The following is a 23525-nucleotide window of genomic DNA, read 5'->3' as shown; positions in this document are numbered from 1 at the left end:
AATCTGCTCTTCAGAAAATCGGCTGCCCTTCATCGGTCTATCCCCCAGGAACAGACTCTACACAAAAACGGTCACATTCCAGGGGAGCACGTCAGGCGGAACATAGTTCGACCGCTTTTTGTGAGATCGGCGTCCATGATCGGAAAAGAGGACGAAGGTCAATCTTCGGCTCAGTACCAACGATCCTTATCAAACATCCGCGTGTCGATAATCTCCTGATTCAGTGCTTCTGCTGAAATTTGATGGCGCAAATTGAGCAGGACGAGGTCAAACGCAGACTTTAATGTCGGAAACGGGCAATGCCCAGAGGTCTCGTCGGCCAAACCCAAGAACTGTTCGAGGCGCGAAATCTTTAGAAACGCCTCATGTTTTTCGGCTTTCTCTGCGAGAAAATTAGTCGCCCTTGCAAGGAGACGGGCCCTTTTCTCGTTTTCTATTCTTCGCTCCTCAGCCTCCTGTGCCAGCCGAGCCTCCTCGGCTTCTTTTGCGCGCTGCTCTCTCGCACGGGCGGCACCAGATACGAGCGCTACCATCATGTCGTTCAAATACACTTCGACCCCGGATGATTTTCGGTCATACCAGCGCCCAAAGATTGGGTCAGAACGCCACCGAACTTGTATAGGATCATAGATTTCGACGACGATGCGGCCAGACGGGATATAATCCCAGGTTCGATAGATTTTATAATCTGCGCTGTAGAGTGTGGGGTAGCGGGCGGCCATGTTATCGCGCTGTGCCTGCTCCTTCAGCTCAACGGCTGTAGGCACATGCTGTACCTTTGTCTTTGTTTCATGGATACGAAATCCCAGTGGTTGACCGGAGACTATCACGCTAAACTTTGGGCTTGTTGTTAACTGATGCCCCCTCTCTACGGCAGCTTCTAAAAATGTGTTTATCAGGAGAATGGCCCGGTCGATTGAGCTTTGCCCGATCAAGACGCCAACCTTGTCTTCCGTATTGCTTGTCACGAAACCTTCTCGATCAGGTTTTGCTTTTCGCAGGGTCTTCTCCGTGGCTGCCGCTATGGGGTGGAGACGATCAGGGCGTGTGGCTGGAACCGTGATCCGCCGCCCCACTTTGGCTTCGTCCTGCCTTGCCGCCTCCTGTGCCTGACTAAAGACATCTGCATTGGCCGATGGTTGATGCACTCGCAAGTTCACCTGCTCGGATTGGCCTTTCTGCAAAGGAGGCAAATTTAATTGCTCTACCTTCTTCCCGTGTTGCAACTTGGCCCAGTAACCCAATGGCGGAAGCGGAATACCATGCTTTTTGCATATCTTACGAATGGCGACATCTGAAACGCCGAAGTCCTTGGCAACGTGCGTGACTGGCCTGGACCAGACAAGGTCATAAAGCTCATCGCGGGTCATGATTCTTCCTATATTCGTTGGGCAGTAGGCGGTGGTTCATCATACTATTTTCTATCGTGCATAATGATGTAACCAGACACTGGCACCGCCGACCGGACATGCTCGCGCAAAGCGCACCACATCAGGCTGCGCCATATGACCGCCTTCAGAAGCTACTCTGCAGCCGTAGTTGGATTGGAATGGTCAATGTTATGCCCTTTCCCCATTACTCCAAGCGTACTCCAGTGCTGACTTGGGCGCCTCCTCCGATGCTTACCGCGCTATACGCACACAGGCTGATGAAACGCCGATGGCGCTCGCCTTCAGCTCGGGATTTCCGCCTCTCTAGCACCGCCGAAGCTGCAACGATTTTAACCTGAATAAGCCGTTGTTTTCAATCATTTTATTTTGCCTTTTGGCGTTTATTTTCATTGATCCCGGTCGGCTCGGAGCTATTTTCTTGTTTCCCCTTCCAAAGGAGTTTTTCCCTTGAGTCTGCTGCTTTTCGTGCAAAGCGGTGATCGCATTTCCGTGGCCGCGACAATCTACACGGTGCTCACCGATCCGCTGCGCCTTGCCTCTCCCCCCGCCACGCCCGTGCCCCTGTCCGAGGACGACACGCCCCTGACCGCCGATGTCACCGTGTCTATTGCCGGCACGCCCGCCGCCTCGGGCTTCACCCTGCGCTTCACCGCCCCGCGCGGCGTCACCATCACCCGTATTCCCGGGAGTGCGATCCAATGACCCAGCCCACCGGCCGCCGCTACAGCTTCGAGCTCGACGTCGAGATCAACGACAAGCTCGGCTTCGTCCCCGGCGAACTCGGCACCTACCTCGCCGACGCGCTGTTTGAACTCGACCACGCGGGCCTGCTCTTCGCAGGCCTCAGCACGCCCAAACCCGGCGAGCGTCTGCTCAGCGTGGCGTTCCGGCAGACCGGCTACGCGCGTGGCGCCGACGCACACCCCGTCGAAGCGCAAGCCAGCTACGACCTGCCCCACCGTCCTGAGGACCAGCGCGAGCTGCTCGCCTCGCTGGAGGATGCGGTGCTGCGCCTGAGCGACCTGCTGCGCGACTCCCGCCTGCTCAAGGCCAAGGCTGACGCAACGCGGGATGCGCTCCGCCCGACGATCGTGTGGACCAAGACCGAGACCAAGCGCGCTGAGCAACTGCTCACCGCCATCACATCTCTGCTCGAGGCGCACGCCACCCACACCCAACCTTTGCTGTGAGACACCCAAATGGCCGAACCGCCCGATAAGCCGTCCAAGCCCCGCAAACGCCGTTATCCACCGATCCGCATCGAACGCTTCACCGGTGAGTGGAGCGACCTCGTGTGGCTGAAGGAGGTCAAGCCGCTGGGTCCGGAGATTGGCGCGCAGGCCCCCAAAGACGCCCCAAAGGACGATAACTCCTAACGGGATGTATTTTTCCTACAATTGCAAATCTCGATTGCAATCGGCCGGGTGGCTCGAATTCTGAACCACCCGGCGATCCGCGCCCATTTCCCGGTTGAGGCGCCCCGATACTCGCAGCCATGCGAGGCAAGACGGCTCCCATCCCCAAACCCAAACGCCGACCGGACACTACGGTTCCGGCCGGCGAAGAATCCTGTGCAAAGATTGCGGCGGTCCTCGATGATATCACGGCCAAGCGCCGCGCCTTGGTGCAGGCCCTGGCGCGCCAGACGGCGCGGGAGATGTTCGCCGAGGCCATGGCCCAGCGCGACTGAAGGATTTCGCTTGACCGACACCTTCCAGCCCCGCCTATTTTCCCCTCTCTCCTGTTTTACCTGAGGTAAGACCCGCCATGCCCCAGCGCGTCGCCATCTACGCCCGCTATTCCAGCGACAACCAGCGTGACGCCTCGATCGAGGACCAGATCCGGCTGTGCCGGCAGCGCATCGCCGCCACCGAAGGCTGGGAACTGGAGCAGGTCTATCGCGACGCCGCCATCTCCGGCGCCAGTACCCAGCGCCCCGGCTACCAGGCCATGCTCGACGGTGCACGTGAGGGCGGCTTCGACATCATCCTCGCCGAAGCCCTCGACCGGCTATCCCGCGACCAGGAAGACATCGCCGGGCTGTATAAGCGGCTCAAATTCGCCGGCATCACCCTGTTCACCCTGGCCGAGGGCGAGATTTCCGAGTTGCACATCGGCCTGAAGGGCACGATGAACGCCCTGTTCCTCAAGGACCTTGCCGAGAAGACCCGGCGCGGCCAACTGGGCCGGGTCGCGGCCGGCAAATCGGCGGGCGGCCTATGCTACGGCTACAAGCTTGCCCCCAAGATCATCGGCGACGGCATGATCGAACGCGGCGACCGCCGCATCGACGACGCCGAAGCCGCCATCGTCCGCCGGATCTTTCGCGGCTTTGCCGAGGGCCTGTCGCCGATCGCCATCGCCAAGCAGCTGAACCAGGAAGGGATCCCCGGCCCGGATGGCCGCCCCTGGCAGGACACCGCCATCCGTGGCCATGCCGAACGCGCCACCGGCATCCTGCGCAATGAACTGTATATCGGCCGCCTGGTCTGGAACCGCATGCGCTACATGAAGGACCCCAGCACCGGCAAACGTGTGTCGCGCATGAACCCGCGCGAGCAATGGGTGACCGAGGAGGTCCCGAGCCTACGGATTATCGACCAGGAACTATGGAACCAGGTGCAGCACCGCCTCGCCGGCATCCGCGAAGCCTCCGGTGCCAATGATCCCGACCGGCCGAAGTATTGGGAGACGCGCCGTGCCCGACATCTGCTCACCGGTAAGCTGTTCTGCGCCAGTTGCGGCGGGCACTTAAGCGCCGTCGGCCGCGACTACCTGGCTTGCGGTGGCGCACGCAAACGCGGCACCTGCGGCAACAGCGCCAGCATCCGCCGCTCCCAGCTGGAAGCGGCAGTGATCGAAGCGCTGCGCGCCAATTTGATGGCGCCGGAGGACGTCCATGACTTCGTCAAGGAATTCACCGCCGAGTGGAACCGGCTGGCCGCCGAGAGCAATGCCGGGCGCGCCCATGACCAGACCAGACTGGCGACGTTCCAGCGCAAGATCGACAAGATCATCGAAGCGGTGATGGACGGCTTCCGGACGGAAGAGATGAAGCAGCAGCTGGAGGCGCTGTCACAGCAGAAGGCCCAGCTGCTGGCCCGACTCTCGGCCCCCGCAGTCAAAGCGCCGTCAATCCATCCCAACCTAGCGGAACTCTATCGCCAGCGCGTCGAGACCCTGCAATCGGAACTGGCCACGTCCAACGGCAGCAACAGCGCCGTGCTGGAGGCGTTACGGGATCTTGTTGAACGGGTGGATTTTGGGCCGGGGGCTGAGGGCGGCGAACCGGAGATCATTCTCACGGGCGCCCTATCGGCCATGGTCAGGCTGGGGCTGGGCGACAAAGCAGCATTATCAACGCCCTCCGTTGCTCGGGATGGCGCTGTTTCTGACTTGTTCGCTTGTTCGGTAAAAGTGGTTGCGGGGGCCAGAAACAACCGAGAGTTAACATTGGTCGCCCCCTGCTAATGGGCAGACCGGGCCGATTGCTGCCCGTCCGTTTAAGAACAACAGAGGCGGAAAACGGAAATTGCCGGCCGTTGGTCTGCCGCGGCGGGGGCATCCCCTTGGGACCGGACAGTTATCCAAGCATTACCATTCGATCAGCGCCCCAAAAACGCTTTCATGTGAATCGCCGCATCAGACCCAGCATCACCGGCGGTCTTATGCTCTGGCAGAGCTGTTACTGCCTGCTGGAGGCGTTTGATATGGAATGCCGGATCCGCACCGGATGTCGGCAATCTCGATGCGGCCTTACCTAACGCCGCTTGCAGCCCGTTTGGCGGCAGTTTCGCTGCCTTCGCAAGCTCATTATCCGCCGGTACGGGCGGTGTGACTTCAATGGACACTGGGCCCAAATTCGTCGGAGCGTCTAAGAGATAATCCACAAGTGAAGGGGCGGAGGCCGTTCTTGGGGTCAAAGGCCCCTTATGCAAGTCAAAAATATCCTGAAGCGTCCTAAAAATACTCGTGTGGTCAAATGGTATTAAGCCATCTGGGCGGATGATTTGACCGGCAGATACATACGGTGAAACGATCACGGCGGGCACACGAACCCCATAGCCATCAAACTGATATCCGTCAGGAAAGGGGCCTCCGGGCGACACCGCAGCTCCTGGAAAGACATGGTCATAGCAGCCACCGTGTTCGTCATAGGTGATGATGAGCAGGGTATTCTCCCATCCCGGGCCGCCTCGCACCGCATTATAGACCGAAGCGATCAACGCATCACCGTAGCCGACGTTATGTGGCGGATGCTGGTCATTGGGCATCGCTCCATTCAGCGGATCGGCAAAATATCGAGGTTCAATGAAACTGTATGCGGGAAGCTTCCCAGCCTTGGCGTCCTCCAGGAAGGCATCAAAATGTTGGAACCCGTCGATATGCCACCAGAGCCTCCCCAAGGTCGCGGTTTGCGGAAAATCATGAAAATAGATGCGCCAGGTTTTTCCGCCGTCAGCAACGCGCTCAAACGTTGTGGGCATCATATAGGGCAGGTGTTCGGGGGTGTTGTTGACATCACCACCCGCGCTGCCCGTATGCGCGAAGAGTCTATTCGGCCAAGTCTGGCATGGGGCCGAAGCAAACCACCTGTCCGAGACCCCGAAGGCTCTTGCCAATTGGCTGATCGCCGGGACATGCGCCTGTGTGAAATAATGCATGACTGCATCGGGCGAAGGCGGTGTCTGGCCTGCAGGCTGGGCCATGTAATTGTCGACAAAGCCACCCATAGGCGACGCAAAGCCAGCTTTCCCATGGATTTGCTCGGCGATGTCCGTGAACAACTCCCCTGGATCAGGGGTAGGCACGACCATGGAGGCAGGCCCTCCCGTGGGGTCTGTCCAAACCCAGACATCTTGGTTCGCGGCCCCTTTATGCCAAATATTTTTCTCTGTGCCTTGTAGGCCATCAAAGTTTTCGGATGGCGGATATAGCTTCCCGAGCATGCAGTCGAACGACCGGTTTTCGAGCATCAAAACGACGACGTGCTTTATATTAGGTGGCATGACAAGTCTCCCGGGGCCTTAGCTAACGTCCAACCTTGTTATTGCTATTTTGCACCAAACGACAAAAAGCAAAAGTCTTTATATCCATCTATGATCATGACGTTCAGCCTAAGATGAACTAGCACATTATGGGCAAAGGGGCCGTCAGCTGACTGTCCGCTTCCAGGTCAAAACTACCGATAGCAGACGCAGTCATGATTTTATTCGTCTTCGAGATCAAGCGTCAGATTGCTAACACTATCAAGATTACTGTGATAGTTAGGAAACTTCCTTATAATATTAGTTATCTCGACTTTCAATAAAGAAGCATCGCTGCTAAGCGCCTTTCGAAGAATGACATCATGAACATTTTTTTTAGTGACACCAAGGACTTCTCCCAGGCGACCACACAATCTGCTAAATATAGCTTTTCCATCACATAAATTGATGAAATCTTCGTACTTGAGACCTTTACGATAAACCGTATGTGTTTCGTTAATTGTAATCGCAATTTGACCCGAAATGCTTTCTAAAAATCCTTCTCCAAAGCAACTCATGACGTCATCATGCGTCACATACTCTTTGCTTTTTATCATTTGTTTAAATGCCTCACTTCCCCACAAAGCATCGGCCATTTTAGAGTTTGAAAACTCCCGAGTTTTATTGTTGGAATCCTTTAAAATTGAAGAAACTCTTGTTTTCACGTAGGAATCTTCAACTTCTTTTACTATATTTTCTTTACTAATTACTTCTTTACCTAAAGTCGTTGCCAAAGATTCAATCGAGTCAAATATCGTATCGATATCGATTAGGTAGCTTTCCATTTCATGTCTATCCAGAACAAGCAAAGAGGCATCACAAAATTCGGCGTCAATTGCCCGTGCGTCATCAAGTATTTGATACTTTCGATTATCCGAATCTACCAAGAAAACGAAATCGATATTACGAAGCTCCTTTTTAATTTTTTGAATTTTTTTCCAGGTCGAAATTACACTCTCGCCACCGCTCAGATCTTTAATAGTGATATCATGACCAGCTAATACGCCTTCCAAAAACAGCTTGTCATTTTTTCCTTCTACAAAGAGGACGCGTTTATCTACCTGGCTAAGTCCAATTAGCCGAAGCGGTGTTTCTGCATTTTCTTCCTCTAAAGGAACGATTTCGTCTGATACTATGAAATTCTTACCGTACGCGAATACTCTGTATATCAAATCCTTTGAATGAGTAGCGAGAATCACCTGACTTATGGTCATGTTCTCATATAAACTAGTGATCCATTCCTCCTTTATCACTTTGCTGCTTTCGGGACTATTAAGCTCTTTAAGTTTTGATAAAACTTTACCATCGCAAAAATCTTTTAAGAGTCCGATGAAGTTCATAAGCAAGGACGAGTGGAAATTATTTTCTGGTTCATCAATTATAATTGTTGAAATTTTGTTCGTTAAAAACAACAAATTTAAAATTGAGAACAGCGCCTTCTCACCCGAACTAAAATTTCTGATATCATATTGTTTCGATTTTGAATCCGAACCGTTTTTGCCTAGAAGAACGAATTGGTTTTCAACATGTTTTCCGGAAAAATTTTTAATTGAAACGTGTGGAATCAGCTTTTCAAAAAATTTTTGAGCGACGTGGAAGTAGGTTAGCCTATCTGGCTTGGCTGGAAGCAATCGACTGTAAATATAATCAGAAATGATTTTCTCATATATCGTCGAAAATATTTCATTCGGATTTTCGATAATAGATGTTAAGATCTTACTTTCACTAAAGTTCTCGAGTGATATTGAAGTAAAGTCGATCTTTGGATTTTGGACGATTCTGTTGGAATCAATGAAGAGTATCAAATTTTCCGGAATGTCCTTTCCCCACGAAAGATCAAAGAGCTCTTCATTCTCGATTTGAATTTTAAAATTTCCGTCGTGGCGGAATAATTTAATTGAACCTGTGGCCTCTCCTTGGCAAAATTCACACGAAATATACGCCACATCTTTGGAGAGAAATTCATTTAACTCTTCAAAAAACGCCTCGCTTTTGCCAGCTTTATTTGCGAAATAAAGCTTTTGAATATACCAGATTGACTTAATTATCGTCGATTTACCAGAGCCGTTAATTCCAGAAAAAGCAAATAGCTTTTTATCTGCGTCGAATTTAACATCTATTGGTTCTCGAAACGATTTTACGTTAAGTAATTCCAGCCGCTTTATAATCATAAGATCTATTTCACTCTAACTTGGGGTTCTGGTTTTGATTAATTAATCTACACCTATTTTTCTAGAGGGGGCAATTACTTAGCTATCACAACAATGGTACGACGCTGTTTAGCGGGGACGGGTAATTTAAATAAATCATTATGTGGTTAAGCTAAGCAAAGCTTCCGACTCCGCCCCGCGATGTCCGCTTCTAGGACGCCTAACCTAGGGGCTGGAATGACGCAAAAGGGCGCATTGCTGTCTCTTCACAAAAAGGTGCGGCCCCCGTAAGGGCCGCACCTTTGACGCCTCCCTGCCCCTCGAATGTCATTCATGCCTACACCAACTCCCTCGCTAATTCCTCCGCTTGGCGCAGCACCGCCTGAACCGCTGTATCCTGGAGATCCGGCGGATAGCCATATTTCCGCAAGATCCTGCGTACATCACGCCGCAGCCGGGCACGCGCCGCCTCCCGGTGCATCCAGTCAGTCGGCAGATTGCCTTTGATACTGACGACCAGATCATGGGCAATGATCCGCAGGGCCGGATCACCCATCACATCCCGAGCGCTCTGGTTTTCGGCCAATGCATCGTAGAAGGCGATTTCCTCCTGGCTTAACCCCAAGTCTTCGCCCCTCGCCTGCGCCGCCTTCATGTCCTTGGCGAGCTTAATCAACTCCTCAATGACCTGCACCGTCGTCAGTGCATTGGCATGATACCTGGCAATCGCCTCCTCCAGCCGTTCGCTGAAAGCCCTGGCCTGGGTCACATTCTGCCGCGACTGAGCATGAATTTGCCCGTTGATCAGCTTCTTCAGCGCCTCCAGCGCCAAATTGCGCGCCTGCAGCTCCTTCACTTCAGCCAAAAACTCGTCGGACAGGATGGAGATATCCGGCGTGGCGATACCCGCCGCGTGCAAAATATCGACGATCTCCGTCGATACCACCGCCCGGCTGACGATCTGCTGGATCGCTAACTCCCGGTCGGCCTTGCTCTTACCTCCCTCCGCTCCCGTCTTGGCCATGGCAGCGCGGATGGCCTGGAAGAACCCCACCTCATCGCGAAGCTTTTTGGCCTCATCACTCGCCGCCGCCAAAGCATAAGCCTTGCTCAGCGCCAGGACGGCATCGGCAAATCGCCGCAAGGCCCTCTTGCGCCCTTCCTCAGTCTTTTCCTTGGCGGCATCGACCTGCTGCATTTCCAGCACATGGTTATACGCCCCCGCCATCACCTTCAGCCGCTCCTGCGGTGTGGCGTTTGGCGCCAGCGCCGGCCGGTAATCAAACCCGCCAGGACGTCCCGGCCTAAACATATCGCGGACAACCTCATATTTCTCGACCAGCACCGCGACCGCCTGGGCCTCATCGATACCGGTCTGGTCCTGATCCGCCTTCGAATACTGCCCCAACGCCGCCTTCAGGCTCTGGGCGATGCCGATATAGTCCACCACCAAACCGGCCGGCTTGTCCTTGAACACCCGGTTCACGCGGGCGATCGCCTGCATCAACCCATGCCCTTGCATCGGCTTGTCCACATACATCGTGTGCATGCAGGGCGCATCGAACCCGGTCAGCCACATATCCCGCACGATCACAATCTTCAGCGGGTCTTTCGGATCCTTTGCCCGGATGGCGAGCGCCTCGCGCCGCGCCTTGGGCCGTTTGCCAATATGAGGCTGCCATGATGCCGGGTCTGACGCCGCGCCAGTCATCACCACCTTGATCACGCCCTCGGCATCATCATCGCTATGCCATTGCGGCCGCAGCGCCACGATCTCATCATACAGCGCCACGCAAATGCGGCGGCTCATGCACACAACCATGGCCTTGCCCTGCAGCGCCGCAAACCGCCGCTCCGCGTGCTCGACCAAATTCTTGGCAATGAGCTTCAGCCGGTGCTCGGCGCCCACCACCGCCTCCACCCGCGACCATTTGGCCTTCAGCCGTTCCTGCTCGGTCTCGGCCTCGTCTTCCGTCAGTTCCGCCACCTCGTCGTCGATCAGCGGCCGCTCGTCCTCATCGAGCGCGATGCGCGCCAGCCGGCTCTCATAATAAATCGGCACTGTCGCGCCATCCGCCACGGCGCGGCTGATGTCGTAAATGTCGATATAATCGCCAAACACCCCCTTGGTGTTCACATCGCTGGTTTCGATCGGCGTGCCCGTGAACCCGATGAACGAGGCATTCGGCAGCCCATCACGCAGATATTTGGCAAAGCCATAAGCCGTCTTGCCGCTCTTATGGTTCATCTTGGCGCCGAACCCGTACTGGCTGCGATGCGCCTCGTCGGCAATCACAATCACATTCCGCCGCGCGGTCAGCACCTCATAAACTGTGCTGCCGGGCTCCGGCGCGAATTTCTGGATGGTCGAGAACACCACCCCGCCCGAGGGGCGGTCGAGCATCTGCCGCAATTCCTCGCGGCTTTCGGCCCGCTGGGGCGTCTGGCGCAACAGGCTCTTGCACATGCTGAAGGTGGCAAAGAGCTGCTCGTCCAGATCGTTGCGGTCGGTCAGCACCAGCAGCGTCGGGTTTTCCAGCGCCGGATGCTTCACCGCCACCCCGGCATAAAACGCCATCAGTAGGCTCTTGCCCGAGCCCTGTGTGTGCCAAATCACCCCGACCTTGCGGTTACCCTCGGGCAGCGCGGCCTCCAGCGTGCAGCCAATGGCATGGCGCACGGCATGGAACTGGTGATATCCGGCCAGGATCTTCGCCAGCCCCTTCTCCGTCTCCCCGAACACCACGAAATCCTTGAGCAGCGCCAGGAACCGCCCCTTCTCGAACACGCCTTTCAGCAGCGTCTCCAGCTCCGGCTGCGCCTTGGGCGCCAAATCGCCCCCATCCACCGTCCGCCAAGGCATGAACCGCTCGCGGTCCGCCGTTAGCGAGCCGATCCGCGCCGCCAGCCCATCCGAAATCACCAGCGCCGCATTGCTGCGGAACATCGACGGAATCTGCCCCTTATACGTCTCCAACTGCCGGTGCGCGCCGTCCAGCGTGGCGTTTTCATCGCCGGGGTTCTTCAGCTCGATCACCGCCAGCGGCAGGCCATTAACGAATAGCACCACATCCGGCCGCCGGTTGGCTTGATGCTCGATCACCGTGAACTGGTTGACCGCCAGCCAGTCATTTTCGTTCGGGTAGGCAAAGTCCATCAGCCGGGCGATCTCACCGCTGATCGTCCCATCCGCCCGGCGCACCTCCACCGGCACGCCGTTGGTGATAAATTCATGCAGCCGGCGGTTTTCCTCAACCAGCGACGGGGTTTCCTGCCGCATCACGGCGCGGAACACGTCATCGCGCACATCCTCGGCCAGATGCGGGTTGAGCCGCACGATGGCGGCACGCAACCGCCCCGCCAGCACCACATCGCCATAGCTCTCGCGCTCGGCATGCGGCGTATCCGGCGCAATCGAAGGCCCGCTGATCACCTGATAGCCAAGCTCGGCCAGCCACGCGAGCGCAGCTTCCTCTACATGACTCTCGGCGATCTGCATCACCTATCTATCCCCTGCCAGATTAGCGAGCGCAGCTTTCAGCACTTGAAAGCACACCTTTGCTGTATGCTGGTCCGGTGTGAAGCCCGAGACCATTTGCTGGTACGGATGAATGTAATTCCTAAAATCCTTCAAGCCATGACTAAATTTCTTTACATCGGGCTTTAACAGGTCAATTTCACATGCCACATCGATGAATTGTGATAACGTCCAATCGGGCAATGGCCTGACTTTTCCATCCCCAGATTTCGGACTAGCTGTTGCTCTGTTGAATTTCTCTGGGCTTCTCTGCGCGGCGCCAAGCAGTACGGCTTCAAGAACGCTCCCACAAAGGAAAATGACTGACAAATGAGCTCCGGCTGACAGTGCCGTTCGCGCTTCGTTAAGGCGCGAACCGATGATTTCTGCCACCGACGGCTCAATGGGTAGCTTATGTAAATTTGGAATATTGAACTCGTGGTCCAAAAAATTGTCTGCGGCATGGGCGGACTGGACCTTGCTCTCACCTTTCAAGCGCTGGACAATTTGTTTTGACTTCTCCAGAAGGCTGGTGTCCTTCTTCTTATTGTTGATATCGCAGTCTGCTTCATAAGCATCCAACAACTCAGCCAAAACAGCAGCCACCAACAGATCAGGCTCCTGCTCCCAAAAAGACCGAAGCTTTCGGGCTTTCGATGTTCCGTAGGTTTGATATTTTATGCCGTGAATATTGATCTTATGACGATTGAAAAGTGCTCCAAACGTAGCGTCCGCATAGTTTAAGACATAGCCACCTCCCATTCCGAGGATGGCTTCAAGATAGCGCTTTTCTGATTCGGTGAGACTGCTCATGCTACCGCCTCCAGAGCTTTTTCAGCATCTTTGATGGAGATTTCGCCGGACATGAGCTTGGGGAGCAACAAGTCGCGTGTGGCTTCAACGGCACGACGCTCAGTCTTATTGAGCCACAATCTTGTCATAGAATGGCTGAACCAAATTGTTAAATACCTTATGGATTGCTGGCGTCGCAAGCATTACTTCAAATTTATCGATATCCCCCTTGCCCAAATGGATTACTGTCGTCGCATTCTCCGTCGCTTCAACGAAAGCAAGTGGTGCGATGATGCTGTTGTGTAAAAATGCAGCGGAATAGCCCGGCTTGGGAACAAAGCAGCATACTCGTTGATTTAGCCACGCCTCGTCTCCGCCCCAAAGGTATGCGCGGAATTCGCCATCCATACCAACGAGAATATCGCCGGGCTGAATTTTATAGCCTTTAGGATGCACTTCTTCCGTCCAAACACCAGGCTTTTCAGACGGTAAATCCCGTATGCGAACAAGGGGAATACCATTTTTGGTGGAATTGAATTGTGAAGACGCAAAAGGTGCACCGTAGATTACGGATGCTGCCTCATAGATAGAGGCTATAGACCACCCCGCCGGCTTGCCTTCATCATCCAGGCGGTCGGGGAACAGGGACCAGATTTCCGGGGCGAGATAGGGCGCGCGGCCTTCCATCTTGGCGCGCGTGGGGCCGAAATCGACAAACCAATCCTTGAAAATCACCCGCGCCATCGCCACCAGCGTCTCGTTCATCTGGCAGTTCAGGTCGATCTTGTCATCCAAAGCACCAAGGACGGACGCAATCGCCCGCTGGATTGGCAATGGTGGGTGTGGCAGTTTGAATGATCTAAGTGATGCTAAGGGCTGCCCAATTCCGGGCGTGCCTACTTGTGAGGCATATTTTAAAATTTCTTCTCGGCCAGCCGATGACTTAAAAAAGTAATAGACGAAAAGTGGGCTAGCTTTTTTCTCGTCCAGCTCAATCTTCATTAGGCTGGTGGACAGAAAATAACGTGAATATGCACGTGGAGGTACCAAGGCGACTTCGCCCACGGAGCCACGATGAGGGAAAACAAGTGTGTTGGGTTTAACTACGCACCGTGGCATCGAGTCAGCGAAGTCATCAGATATGTAAACCCAATCGCCCTTCCATGCCCGGGTGTTTGAAATATTTGTTCCACGAATAACAGGAACGCCCGAGGGCACATAGGTATCTGCTTTCATCGCAGAACCAAAAGGGCCGATGGCGATTGCGCCGTTATTAGGTGCGGCAAGAGTGCCCAAAGAAACGTCAGTCCACTCACCCATCACGGCTGCCCCTCCGGCATAGCAAGAAACAGCCCCACGAGCGCTGTGTTGATATAATAGTTGTTCCGCCCGGATTGGTGCTTCTCGACAAACCCCGCCTCCGCCAAGGCATCAAGATATTTCGCCGCGGTTTGCCGGGATTTCAGGCTCAAATCCTTCTGCACATATTCGATGCGCGTATACGGATGGCGGAATAGATTATTGAGCAGGTCCTGGCTGTATAGTTTTGGCAGTTGCGTGCGCATACGCTGTTTCACGCTGGTCATCTGGCTGCGGATGCCCTCCACCAGGGCCAGGGTCGTCTGCGCCGTCTGGGCCACGGCCTCCAGCATATACAGCACCCACGCCTCCCATTCCCCCGTATCGCGCACCATTTGCAGCAGCCGGTAATAATCCGATTTGGTGCGGGTGATATGGCCAGAGAGGTAGAGGATGGGAATGTCCAGCAGTCCCGTGCGGGTGAGGTAGAGCACATTGAGAATACGCCCAATGCGGCCATTGCCATCCGGGAAGGGATGGATGCTCTCGAACTGGTGGTGGATGAGCGCCATCTTGATCAACGGGTCGAGGGCGGAGACCGCATCATCGTTCACAAAACGCTCCAACGCCGACATGTGCGCCACGATCTCCTGCGCGTCCTGCGGCGGCACGAAGACGATCTCGCCATTCGTCTCGTTCTTCAGCGCCGTGCCGGGTGTGGCGCGGAAGCCGTCGTCACGCCGCTTAAGCAGGCGGAACATCTCAATAAGCGTGCCGTTGAGAATCAACCCATCTGTCTTCAACAGGCGGTCATAGCCCAGGCGCAGCGCATCGCGGTACAGGGCGACCTCCTTGGCGGCGGGCGATTGCGGGCCTTCGGGGAACAAATCGGCCTGGAACAGCTCATCCTGGGTGGTGACGATGTTTTCCACCTCGGAGGAGGCTTTCGCTTCCTGCAAGGCGAGCGTGTCGATGAGGATGCCCTGGTTGGGGATCGTCGCGGCCCGGCCCTTGAGCTCCGCCAGCGCGCGGTTGGCGGCGGCCAGCGCCTTCAAGACCGGGACGGTTTCAAGGTCCACGGCCGGAGGCAGCGCGGGGATGGCATAGGTTGGCTTTAACATGACGGCCGGCACATGTTAAAGAAAACGCGTTTTATAAACATGACCCGCCGATATGTCGAAGAAAAATGGGTTTTGCGCACATGATGTCATACGATGACTGACCTCAAGCGCTCCCGGATGCTGGCGGTGAGGTCGTCAGCCTGGGCGAACTGCGCCTCCAACTTCTCCTTCAGCGCCGCGAACCGCTCCTCAAACGGCACGTCATCCTCTTCCGCATCCGCCGCGCCCACATAGCGCCCCGGCGTCAGCACAAAGCCATGGCCGGCAATCTCCTCCAGCTTCGCCGCGCGGCAGAAGCCGGGCACATCCTCGTAGCCCTTGCCCTCGCGCCAAGCGTGATACGTCCCCGCGATCTTGGCTACATCCTCATCCGAAAGCTCGCGCCGCGTGCGGTCCACCAGATGGCCGAGCTTGCGGGCGTCGATGAACAAAATCTCGCCCCGCCGGTCCCGGAACCGGCCATTCTGCTTGTTGCGCGCCAAAAACCACAAGCAGGCGGGAATCTGGGTGGAGTAAAAAAGCTGGCCCGGCAGGGCGACCATGCAATCCACCACATCGCCCTCGACCATGGCGCGGCGGAGTTCACCCTCGCCACTCTGCGCCGAGGACATGGAGCCATTGGCCAGCACCACCCCCGCCGTGCCGCTGGGCTTCAAATGCCAAATGATATGCTGCAGCCAGGCATAATTGGCGTTGCCCACGGGCGGCACGCCATATTGCCAGCGCGCATCCTCGCGCAGCCGCTCGCCGCCCCAATCCGAGATATTGAACGGCGGATTGGCCAGGATGAAATCGAATTTCTCGTCGCGCAGCTCATCCTTGTGAAAGCTGCCCTCATTATTCCAGCGGATCTCGGCGTCGATCCCGCGCACGGCGAGGTTCATCTTGGCCAGGCGCCAGGTAGTGTAGTTGGATTCCTGGCCATAGATCGCCATGTCGCCAATCCGGCCGCCATGTTCCTCGACGAATTTTTCTGACTGCACGAACATGCCGCCCGAGCCGCAGCAAGGGTCGTAAATGCGGCCCTTGAACGGCTCCAGCATCTCCACCAGCACCCGCACCACCGAGCGCGGGGTGTAGAACTCGCCGCCCCGCTTGCCCTCGGAGCCCGCGAACCCGCCCAGGAAATACTCATACACGCGGCCCAGCACGTCCCGCGCCTTTTCCCCCACCTCATGCAAGGCGATGCCGGAAATAAGGTCGACGAGCTCGCCCAGCATCACCTTGTCCAACGCCGGGCGGTTATAATCCTTGGGCAAGACGCCCTTCAGCGAGGGGTTTTCCGCCTCGATGGCCGTCATCGCATCATCAATGAGCTGGCCAATCGTGGGCTGGCGGGCATTGGCCTGCAAATGCGACCAGCGGCCGGCGGGCGGAACCCAGAAGATATTCTCAGCCAGGTACTCGTCCTTCTCCTCGGCCAGACCGGGATCTTCGGCCAGCAATTCAGCGTGCTTGGCCTCAAATGCGGTGGAGATATAGCGCAGGAAAATCAGCCCAAGAGCGACGTGCTTATAATCAGAGGGCTCCAGGTTCTTGCGCAGCTTGTCAGCGGCCAAGAACATCTCCGCCTCGAATCCCAGCTTTGCTCCCTGGACTTTAGCCGCCTTGGTGAGCTTGGGCTTCGCAGCGTCGGTCTTGCGGGGGCGGGCCATGTTCTATCCTGGGTCGAGTCTATTGCCCTGCATGCTATCTGAAGGGCTGAGTCCCTGTCCATTCATTGGACCAGAAACGCATTCTTTAAAATTCCCTTTTCTTTTCTGTTGGTTATGACGAATTCCATTGACAGGCGATCCTCTGGAGCGCGTCATGACCGGGCATTTTCACCGATTCGCGGATAAGACCATATGTCCAGCCAGGGCCCTGAAATCACCGATTCCAATGAGATCGGCATCCGCCTCTCCGGCCTGCCGACCTATGAGGCCGGGGCGGTGTTGTTCACGTACCTGGCGTTCCCGGAATCGGGTGACGAAGCGGAAGAACAGCGCGCCTGGGCGCATGCGGCGCTGTGCCACCTCGCCTTGCAGGCCATTGCCGCCGAGGACGAGGCGGCGTCCTGGGCGCCCCAGGTGGTGAAGCCGGCCTACCCCCTGCTGACCGAGAGCGAATGCCAGGCCGCCCTGCGCACTTATGAGGGGCGCTACCACGACCGCCTGCGGGCCGCGATCATCGCCAAGCCGTTTATAGAGAAGGCCCTGAATGGTGCACCGCCACGATTGCCGCCTGGCGTGACCAAGCTAACCCTCACCGCCCTGGCGGAATGGCGGGACAAGCTCGACAAACCCGACAGCGAGGCTCCCGACCCGAAGAATTTCCTGACCCGGGTGTGGCGTCCAAGCCTGCCGGTGCTGCCTGCCGCGCTGGGGTTGAACATTGTTTACACGCATCTGCGCCGCGGCGGCTTGGCCACGCTGCCCCCGGTTTACCAGCTGTTGCGCAGTCCCGAGATCCTCAAATGCATTGTCGAAACCGCGCAAGCGCTCGAGGCGACGGTGCTGAGCATACCTAAGTTCCAGATCCCCCCTGAGCGGCTGCTGCGCTTCCGGCTGACCTGACCGCCAAAAGGGTTCAAAATAAACTTTTATTTTTGAAGTCGAATTCGCCTCGGGTCCGCCTGCACAGTCAGGCGCATGAAGGCCACCGCCGGACATCCCCCGAAAGCCGCCCGAGAGACTGGCAGTAGCGCCAGCCCCTCGACGCGTCCGGCTGTCCCCACGTTCTCGCCTTCATCGTGCGCCCCCGAAGCCGCTCCGTTCCAGCCCGCTCATCCAGCCTTGCTTGCGCTGGCCGAACTGCTGGCGCGCGCCGCGGCCGAGGCGGCCTTTCAGACCTGAACCCCCATCTGGCGTGTCGGCCCTGGCCGGCGCGCGAATTCGCCAAGAGGATCTCTATCCATGCCGCCCCTCACCACCCCCGCCACGGAACCTGCCCCGGCCTTCCTCACGGTCGAGGCCGCCGCCGAACTGCTCGGCCTGTCTTTGGCCACCGTTCGCCGCGCCATTCGCAATGGTGAGCTTCGGGTCCATCGGTTCGGGCGGGCCGTTCGGATCAGCCGTGAGAGCTTCGAAACCTACATCGCCAACTCCAGCCGGTGACCCTGCCATGCCCCTCGCCGCTTACAAAACCACTCAAAACAACGGCGCCGATATGGCGCCACTTTTGTTTGCAGATCTCCCCGACCAGCGTCGCGTTTCGCATCTCCCGGTAACAAATGGCCGCCGCCGTCGGCGTTATACGCCCGATCAAGACGCGCCCCTGCCTTCCGAGGCGATCAGCACGCCTCAGGGCGGTTCGGGAAAGAGCCGGGATAGGTTTGATGAGGGAACCGACCCGGGCACCTTCCCGATTTTACACTCCAGACAACACCAGCACCAACCCGATCACGGAGGGCGCATGATGAACAACTCAGATGCTTCGGGCATGCTCCAGGCCGTTTGCTCCACCTTCCCTCTCCCGGCGATGCAAATGCAGGCGGAGCAGGCGGCTCAACACCTTGTCGGCAAAGCCGAGCAAGGCAGCTTTTTTGAGTTGATTGAAACGCCCGAAGCCAAGAGCGCTGCCGCCGAAGACGACGCCGTCGCCACGCTCATCCCGACGCCCGAAAACATCTCGCCCCCCGAACCGCCCCAGGCCCACGGCACCAGGTTTTTTGCTCCTGACATCAGCAGCCTGCCCGAGACTTTCGGACAGGCGCTGGCGGCTATCGCACCGCGGTACAATAACGCCACGAAGCAATTCGCCGGGCTGAAATCCGACGCGCAATGCGCCGCCAAATGCCTCCTGACGAGCCACAACAAAGCTGAGCCGGATGACCTGCCCTGCGCGCCCGTCAAACTGCGGCCACTGCTCGAGGCATTCTATCCCGCCCGGATCCGCATGAGCGAAAAGCGCTGGGCCAACATTCGTTCCAGCCTGGCCAATATTTTGCGTGAGGTCGGCTGGATGAAAGAACGTCAGCGCCATCAGCTGATGCCTGAATGGGATACCGCGCTGGAGCCGCTGCAGGTCAAGGCGCATAAAGGCGCGATGACCAGGTTCGCCGGTTATTGCTCGGCCCGCAACATCCTTCCCCAGAAGGTCAATGAGGAGACGATCGACAGCTTCCTGGAATATATCGAAGAATATTCCCTGACGACGAATCTTTCGGGCTTTCGCAGTTGCACCCGCCAAGCCTGGAATCGCCTGTGTGCTCTCGGTCCTGCTGGCCAATTTACCCCGCTGGAAAAGCGCGCCGGCTATAATCGCGTCGGTGTCACCCGCGACGAGCTGCCTGCCGCCTTCGTCAGCGACGTTGAGACTTATCTCGCCCGCTGCGCCAATCCTGGTCCGCTGGATTTCAAATTCGGTAATGGCCTTGCGCGGGAGACGCTGCGCAAGCGTGAGGGCAACATTTATATCGCCGCGCGTTACCTCATCGATCGCGGCTGGCAGAGAGATGAGATCGATTCTCTGAGCAAGATCATGAAGACCGATTTGATCATTCTCATGATGGAGGAGCATTTCAAGCGGCATTCTCCCGACGGCAAAGCCTGGCCGCCGAGCGCCGCGCCGATGGCATCGCATCTTTTTACCATCGCCAAACAACTGGGCAATGTCACCGACAAGGATCTGTCCCTCATCAACGACGTGACCAAGCGGCTTCGTCGCCGACGGAATGTGTTCCCGGAGAAAACCCGGGAGCGTCTGGCGGCCTTTGACGACATCAAGGTTCTGAAAAGCCTCTTCGCCTTGCCGAAGATATGGTGGAAGCGCGCCCAGAAATTTCTGCGCGAGGGGCAGCTTGCGCGGGCTTTCACCTGGGCAAAACGCGCCATCGCCCTTGATATTCTTCTGACCAAGCCGCTCCGGATTTCTGAATTGGCCAGCATCGATTTCGCGCAAGATCTTCGCCGCGATCGAAAGCACCGGATTATCGGGCTATGTGTTCCGGGCCACAAAACCAAGACCGGCCTGCCGATCGAAGCCGAGCTCCGCAAAGATACGGTTGATATGATACAAACTTATCTTTCTGAGCATTCCAAAATTTTTGCACAGAGGACCGAAACCTTCCTGTTTCCGGGCAAGGAGCAAGGCCACGTCGCCCCTCATTCATTTGGCGCGACGCTGAAAACCTCTATTCTGAACGATCTCGGGGTCGTCGTGAATCCTCATCTTGTGCGGGCTTTGATTGCGACGATCATCTTCGATGAAGATGCCGACGGCGATACCGTTGCACAGCATATGCTGGGGCATCTCGATATCACCACAACCAGGTCGCACTATGGAATGCAGCGTGGCCGCGCCGCGCAGCGCCAGTATTCCGCGATCATTTCTCAAGTCCTGAAGCGAGGTGGAAAATGACCAAGCGTCGCTCCGGCCGATCCGGCCGCAAAGCTTTTCGCCATCTGCTGCCGCGTCATGTGCAGAGCCTCCCAGTTTCCGAATGGCCCGCCGGGGATCGGGAGCGCTGGCAACGGGCACAAACTCGCATGTCGCCACTTGATGATCTTTGCTATCTGCTGAACTACGCGCCGGACAGCATCAATACATTTGCAAAGACTTACGGCAGCTATCTGGCGTGGCTCGATAGCACCGGCGAACTTTATCCGGACGAGCTGCCTGCGCAAAGGATCACGCCTGACCGGGTAGGCCGGTTTATCCTGAGCATGCGCGAGCGGCTGCGCGCCTCGACGATCGATCTCACCTTGGGCAACCTCAAATATGCCGCTCGAGGGCTCGATTTTCATCACGATTGGAAGTGGATTACCCGGCACCCGCTGGCACCAACCGCCAGCGAGATCCGGGCATCCCGCCGCCCCATTGCCGTAGCGGATACCGCCGGGTGGATTGAATATGCCACGGCGCTCCTGAACCCGGCTCCGGAAAAGCCTGAAGTCGAGGCCGCGCTTGATTTCCGGAACGGGGTACTGGTGTTTTTCCAGGTGGTTTTCACCCTGCGGCGGGAAAACCTGGCTGAAATCAAGATCGGCCAACACCTCGTCAGGCGAGGCGATCGTTATTTTCTGCAATTCCAGAAGAAAGAGGTCAAGAATCAGCAAGGTCTCGACTATGAAATCCCGGCATATCTCGTTGCTTACCTCGAGACTTACCTGCATCGGTATCGGCCTGTCCTGCTGAACGGCCAGCCTGATCATGGCGGGCTCTGGGTCGCCGAAGATGGCCCCCAATTGGCCATGACGGGCGTTTCGGCTGTCTTCAAAAAAATCGGGCGGCAGATTGATCCGGACGTCACCTCGACGCATCCATTCCGCCACACCAAGGCAACCAGCTTCATCATGCGCCACCCCAAATATCTGGACCTGGCTTCCGCGGCCTTGGGGCACAAGGGACACAGTAGCGTGAATTCAACCTATGATCGCAGCGGCGGCTTATCGGCGAGCCGGCTATGGAATCGCTTGGTCCAGCGCAAGTTCCGGGCTTATGGTGATGACGACCATGAATAAGTTCCCGGTCGCATGGCTTTCAACGAAAGGCAGGCACCAATCATGCGTGCGGTAATTTACGCCCGGTACTCGTCTGACCAGCAGCGTGCGGCGTCGATTGCGGATCAGATCGAGGTCTGCCGGCGCTATATTGAGCGGCAGGGCTGGGTGCTGACGGGAAGCTACGAAGATGCGGCTGTCTCCGGCGCCAGCATGCTGACCCGCGCGGGCCTTCAGCACCTGATGCGCGATGCCCAGGCGGGAGCCTTCGAGGTGGTGGTGACCGAAGCGATCGACCGCCTCGGCCGCAATCTGGCCGATGTCGCCCGGTGCTTCGACCAGCTGAACTTCCGCCGGGTGCAGCTGCACGCCGTCAATCTCGGCGCGGTCACGCAGATGCATATCGGCATCATGGGCACGATGGCGCAGCTGCAGCTGACCGATCTCGGCCAGAAAACCAAGCGCGGCCAGCTCGGCCGCGTGCGTGACGGCAAGATCCCCAGCGGCCTGGCCTATGGCTATGATGCTGTGCCCCCGAAGCCGGGCAGCCAGGAGGCAGGCGAGCGCCGCATCAATCCGGATCAGGCTGAGATCGTCCGGCGGATCTTCCGTGACTATGCCGCCGGCAAGGCCCCGCGCGGCATCGCCGCGGCCTTGAACAAGGAAGGGATTCCCGGCCCCGGTGGCCGCCCCTGGGGTGATACCACGATCCGTGGCCAGGCGGACCGCGGCACCGGCATCCTCAACAACACTTTATATATCGGCCAATTGGTCTGGAACCGCTGTTCCTATGTGAAGGATCCCAGCACCGGTAAGCGCGTCGCCCGGCCCAATCCGGCCGATCAGCACGAGAGCGTGGCGGCGCCGGAGTTGCGGATCATCGACGACGACCTATGGCAGCGGGTCAAAGTCCGGCAGGGGCAAGTCCGCATCGAGATGGGCAAGGACGCAGACGGCAACGCGCTCAACCGCGCGCACCGGCGCAAATTCCTGCTCAGCAACCTGCTGCGCTGCGGCTGCTGCGGCGCCCCGTATGCGGTAACCGCCAAGGATCGGTTTGGTTGCAGCACCTATCGCTCGAAGGGCACCTGCACCAACGTCCTCAGCATCAACCGCCAGCGCATCGAGGCGCGCGTGCTCGCGGCCCTGCAGACCCGGATGCTGACGCCGGAGCTGGTCGAGCATTTTGTCCGGACCTTCGAGGCGGAGGTCACGCGGCGGCAGCGGGAGGCCGGGTCCACCCAGGCCCGGCTGCAATCGCAACTGGGCGCGGTGCAGCGCAAGCTGGAGGGCGTCTTGCGCGCCATCGAGAACGGCGCCTGGAATGACAGCCTGAAGCAGCGGCTCGACGAACTGGAGGCGGTGAAGCGGCGGCTGCAGGAGCAACTGGCTGAAGCTAACGCGCCAACGCCGACGGTGCGCCTGCACCCGAACGCGGCGGCGCTGTATGCGGCGAAGGTCGCTGACCTACAGGCGTCTTTGAATGAGGAGACAATCCGGGCCGAAGCGGCGGACGCATTGTCCGGTCTGATCGAGAAGGTGGTGCTAACGCCCGATGCCACCGCCCCGGACGGCCTGCGGGCCGAGTTGCATGGCGATCTGGCGGCGATCCTGCACCTGACCACGGCGGCAGACGACAACGGCAAATTGTCAGGAATTTCAAACAGTAAAAACCCTCGGTCACGTTATGTTCCCGAGGGTTTACTGTCGGTGGTTGCGGGGGCCAGATTTGAACTGACGACCTTCAGGTTATGAGCCTGACGAGCTACCGGGCTGCTCCACCCCGCGTTTGTATGTTGTGCAAAA

General features: G+C 57.4%; 18 protein-coding genes and 1 tRNA gene. 10 read left to right on the top strand and 9 right to left on the bottom strand.

The window, feature by feature from the left end:
- Positions 1 to 170 precede the first annotated feature (170 nt).
- Positions 171 to 1370, bottom strand: coding sequence for an RWP-RK domain-containing protein (locus HNP71_RS13715; protein ID WP_183267513.1), 1200 nt, complete (start codon positions 1368 to 1370; stop codon positions 171 to 173).
- 468 nt (positions 1371 to 1838) lie between these two features.
- Here HNP71_RS13715 and HNP71_RS13710 point away from each other — a divergent pair, with 468 nt between their 5' ends.
- The 5 genes from HNP71_RS13710 to HNP71_RS13690 all read left to right on the top strand — a co-directional run bounded on the left by HNP71_RS13710 (position 1839) and on the right by HNP71_RS13690 (position 4862).
- The gene (locus HNP71_RS13710; protein ID WP_183267512.1) at positions 1839 to 2093 is read left to right on the top strand and encodes a hypothetical protein; all 255 of its coding nucleotides are present in this window, start codon (positions 1839 to 1841) and stop codon (positions 2091 to 2093) included.
- On the top strand, positions 2090 to 2581 hold the full coding sequence (locus HNP71_RS13705) for a hypothetical protein (RefSeq protein ID WP_183267511.1): 492 nt from the start codon (positions 2090 to 2092) through the stop codon (positions 2579 to 2581). The genes HNP71_RS13710 and HNP71_RS13705 overlap by 4 nt, the downstream gene beginning before the upstream one ends.
- Before the next feature lie 9 nt (positions 2582 to 2590).
- Positions 2591 to 2767, top strand: coding sequence for a hypothetical protein (locus HNP71_RS13700; RefSeq protein WP_183267510.1), 177 nt, complete (start codon positions 2591 to 2593; stop codon positions 2765 to 2767).
- 119 nt (positions 2768 to 2886) lie between these two features.
- Complete coding sequence (locus tag HNP71_RS13695; protein WP_183267509.1) at positions 2887 to 3081, top strand: hypothetical protein; 195 nt, start codon at positions 2887 to 2889, stop codon at positions 3079 to 3081.
- A 77-nt stretch (positions 3082 to 3158) separates the two neighbouring features.
- Entirely contained in the window at positions 3159 to 4862 is a 1704-nt protein-coding gene (locus HNP71_RS13690; RefSeq protein WP_183267508.1) for a recombinase family protein, read from the top strand.
- A 134-nt stretch (positions 4863 to 4996) separates the two neighbouring features.
- Here the strand turns inward: HNP71_RS13690 and HNP71_RS13685 are convergent, their stop codons facing one another.
- The 7 genes from HNP71_RS13685 to HNP71_RS13655 form a co-directional block, all read right to left on the bottom strand.
- Positions 4997 to 6400 (bottom strand): alkaline phosphatase family protein, encoded by a 1404-nt coding sequence (locus HNP71_RS13685; protein ID WP_183267507.1) that lies wholly within the window; start codon positions 6398 to 6400, stop codon positions 4997 to 4999.
- A 200-nt stretch (positions 6401 to 6600) separates the two neighbouring features.
- On the bottom strand, positions 6601 to 8589 hold the full coding sequence (locus tag HNP71_RS13680) for an AAA family ATPase (RefSeq protein WP_183267506.1): 1989 nt from the start codon (positions 8587 to 8589) through the stop codon (positions 6601 to 6603).
- Positions 8590 to 8905: 316 nt separating this feature from the next.
- A complete protein-coding gene (locus tag HNP71_RS13675) occupies positions 8906 to 12067 on the bottom strand; it encodes a type I restriction endonuclease subunit R (RefSeq protein ID WP_221246931.1) in 3162 nt (1053 codons plus the stop codon).
- Positions 12068 to 12070: 3 nt separating this feature from the next.
- Positions 12071 to 12898: a hypothetical protein gene (locus tag HNP71_RS13670; RefSeq protein WP_183267504.1), complete on the bottom strand. Its 828-nt coding sequence runs from the start codon at positions 12896 to 12898 to the stop codon at positions 12071 to 12073.
- A gap of 105 nt (positions 12899 to 13003) precedes the next feature.
- Positions 13004 to 14197: a restriction endonuclease subunit S gene (locus HNP71_RS13665; RefSeq protein WP_183267503.1), complete on the bottom strand. Its 1194-nt coding sequence runs from the start codon at positions 14195 to 14197 to the stop codon at positions 13004 to 13006.
- On the bottom strand, positions 14197 to 15297 hold the full coding sequence (locus HNP71_RS13660) for a Fic family protein (RefSeq protein WP_183267502.1): 1101 nt from the start codon (positions 15295 to 15297) through the stop codon (positions 14197 to 14199). Before HNP71_RS13660 ends, HNP71_RS13665 begins: the two co-directional genes overlap by 1 nt.
- An 86-nt stretch (positions 15298 to 15383) precedes the next feature.
- The gene (locus HNP71_RS13655) at positions 15384 to 16952 is read right to left on the bottom strand and encodes a class I SAM-dependent DNA methyltransferase (protein ID WP_183267501.1); all 1569 of its coding nucleotides are present in this window, start codon (positions 16950 to 16952) and stop codon (positions 15384 to 15386) included.
- A 192-nt stretch (positions 16953 to 17144) separates the two neighbouring features.
- On the opposite strand from HNP71_RS13655, the gene HNP71_RS13650 reads away from it, so the two are divergent.
- From HNP71_RS13650 to HNP71_RS14420, 5 genes are all read left to right on the top strand, one after another.
- Positions 17145 to 17852, top strand: a complete 708-nt coding sequence (locus tag HNP71_RS13650; protein WP_183267500.1) for a hypothetical protein — start codon at positions 17145 to 17147, stop codon at positions 17850 to 17852.
- Positions 17853 to 18191: 339 nt separating this feature from the next.
- Positions 18192 to 18392 carry a helix-turn-helix domain-containing protein gene (locus HNP71_RS14425; RefSeq protein ID WP_183267499.1) on the top strand — a complete coding sequence of 67 codons (201 nt, stop codon included), beginning with the start codon at positions 18192 to 18194 and terminating at the stop codon, positions 18390 to 18392.
- Between the two features lie 7 nt (positions 18393 to 18399).
- The gene (locus tag HNP71_RS13640) at positions 18400 to 20637 is read left to right on the top strand and encodes a tyrosine-type recombinase/integrase (protein WP_183267498.1); all 2238 of its coding nucleotides are present in this window, start codon (positions 18400 to 18402) and stop codon (positions 20635 to 20637) included.
- On the top strand, positions 20634 to 21740 hold the full coding sequence (locus HNP71_RS13635; RefSeq protein ID WP_183267497.1) for a tyrosine-type recombinase/integrase: 1107 nt from the start codon (positions 20634 to 20636) through the stop codon (positions 21738 to 21740). The genes HNP71_RS13640 and HNP71_RS13635 overlap by 4 nt, the downstream gene beginning before the upstream one ends.
- 12 nt (positions 21741 to 21752) lie before the next feature.
- Positions 21753 to 23474 carry a recombinase family protein gene (locus tag HNP71_RS14420; RefSeq protein ID WP_408840928.1) on the top strand — a complete coding sequence of 574 codons (1722 nt, stop codon included), beginning with the start codon at positions 21753 to 21755 and terminating at the stop codon, positions 23472 to 23474.
- On the opposite strand, the gene HNP71_RS13615 is transcribed toward HNP71_RS14420, so the two are convergent.
- Positions 23431 to 23507: transfer RNA gene (locus tag HNP71_RS13615), tRNA-Met, on the bottom strand. The genes HNP71_RS14420 and HNP71_RS13615 overlap by 44 nt on opposite strands.
- Positions 23508 to 23525 lie beyond the last annotated feature (18 nt).

This window comes from Acidocella aromatica, assembly GCF_014201825.1.
Classification (GTDB): Bacteria; Pseudomonadota; Alphaproteobacteria; order Acetobacterales; family Acetobacteraceae; genus Acidocella; species Acidocella aromatica.
This window is presented reverse-complemented; position numbering and strand designations above follow the sequence as displayed.

What these genes read in the sequence shown, in the direction of transcription:
- HNP71_RS13660 (WP_183267502.1), bottom strand. Translation starts at nt 15,297, where the DNA reads ATGTTAAAGCCAACCTATGCCATCCCCGCGCTGCCTCCGGCCGTGGAC.
- HNP71_RS13665 (WP_183267503.1), bottom strand. Translation starts at nt 14,197, where the DNA reads ATGGGTGAGTGGACTGACGTTTCTTTGGGCACTCTTGCCGCACCTAAT.
- HNP71_RS14425 (WP_183267499.1), top strand. Translation starts at nt 18,192, where the DNA reads ATGCCGCCCCTCACCACCCCCGCCACGGAACCTGCCCCGGCCTTCCTC.
- HNP71_RS13700 (WP_183267510.1), top strand. Translation starts at nt 2,591, where the DNA reads ATGGCCGAACCGCCCGATAAGCCGTCCAAGCCCCGCAAACGCCGTTAT.
- HNP71_RS13675 (WP_221246931.1), bottom strand. Translation starts at nt 12,067, where the DNA reads ATGCAGATCGCCGAGAGTCATGTAGAGGAAGCTGCGCTCGCGTGGCTG.
- HNP71_RS13705 (WP_183267511.1), top strand. Translation starts at nt 2,090, where the DNA reads ATGACCCAGCCCACCGGCCGCCGCTACAGCTTCGAGCTCGACGTCGAG.
- HNP71_RS13680 (WP_183267506.1), bottom strand. Translation starts at nt 8,589, where the DNA reads ATGATTATAAAGCGGCTGGAATTACTTAACGTAAAATCGTTTCGAGAA.
- HNP71_RS14420 (WP_408840928.1), top strand. Translation starts at nt 21,753, where the DNA reads ATGGCTTTCAACGAAAGGCAGGCACCAATCATGCGTGCGGTAATTTAC.
- HNP71_RS13635 (WP_183267497.1), top strand. Translation starts at nt 20,634, where the DNA reads ATGACCAAGCGTCGCTCCGGCCGATCCGGCCGCAAAGCTTTTCGCCAT.
- HNP71_RS13690 (WP_183267508.1), top strand. Translation starts at nt 3,159, where the DNA reads ATGCCCCAGCGCGTCGCCATCTACGCCCGCTATTCCAGCGACAACCAG.
- HNP71_RS13655 (WP_183267501.1), bottom strand. Translation starts at nt 16,952, where the DNA reads ATGGCCCGCCCCCGCAAGACCGACGCTGCGAAGCCCAAGCTCACCAAG.
- HNP71_RS13640 (WP_183267498.1), top strand. Translation starts at nt 18,400, where the DNA reads ATGCCCCTCGCCGCTTACAAAACCACTCAAAACAACGGCGCCGATATG.
- HNP71_RS13715 (WP_183267513.1), bottom strand. Translation starts at nt 1,370, where the DNA reads ATGACCCGCGATGAGCTTTATGACCTTGTCTGGTCCAGGCCAGTCACG.
- HNP71_RS13685 (WP_183267507.1), bottom strand. Translation starts at nt 6,400, where the DNA reads ATGCCACCTAATATAAAGCACGTCGTCGTTTTGATGCTCGAAAACCGG.
- HNP71_RS13695 (WP_183267509.1), top strand. Translation starts at nt 2,887, where the DNA reads ATGCGAGGCAAGACGGCTCCCATCCCCAAACCCAAACGCCGACCGGAC.
- HNP71_RS13650 (WP_183267500.1), top strand. Translation starts at nt 17,145, where the DNA reads ATGTCCAGCCAGGGCCCTGAAATCACCGATTCCAATGAGATCGGCATC.
- HNP71_RS13670 (WP_183267504.1), bottom strand. Translation starts at nt 12,898, where the DNA reads ATGAGCAGTCTCACCGAATCAGAAAAGCGCTATCTTGAAGCCATCCTC.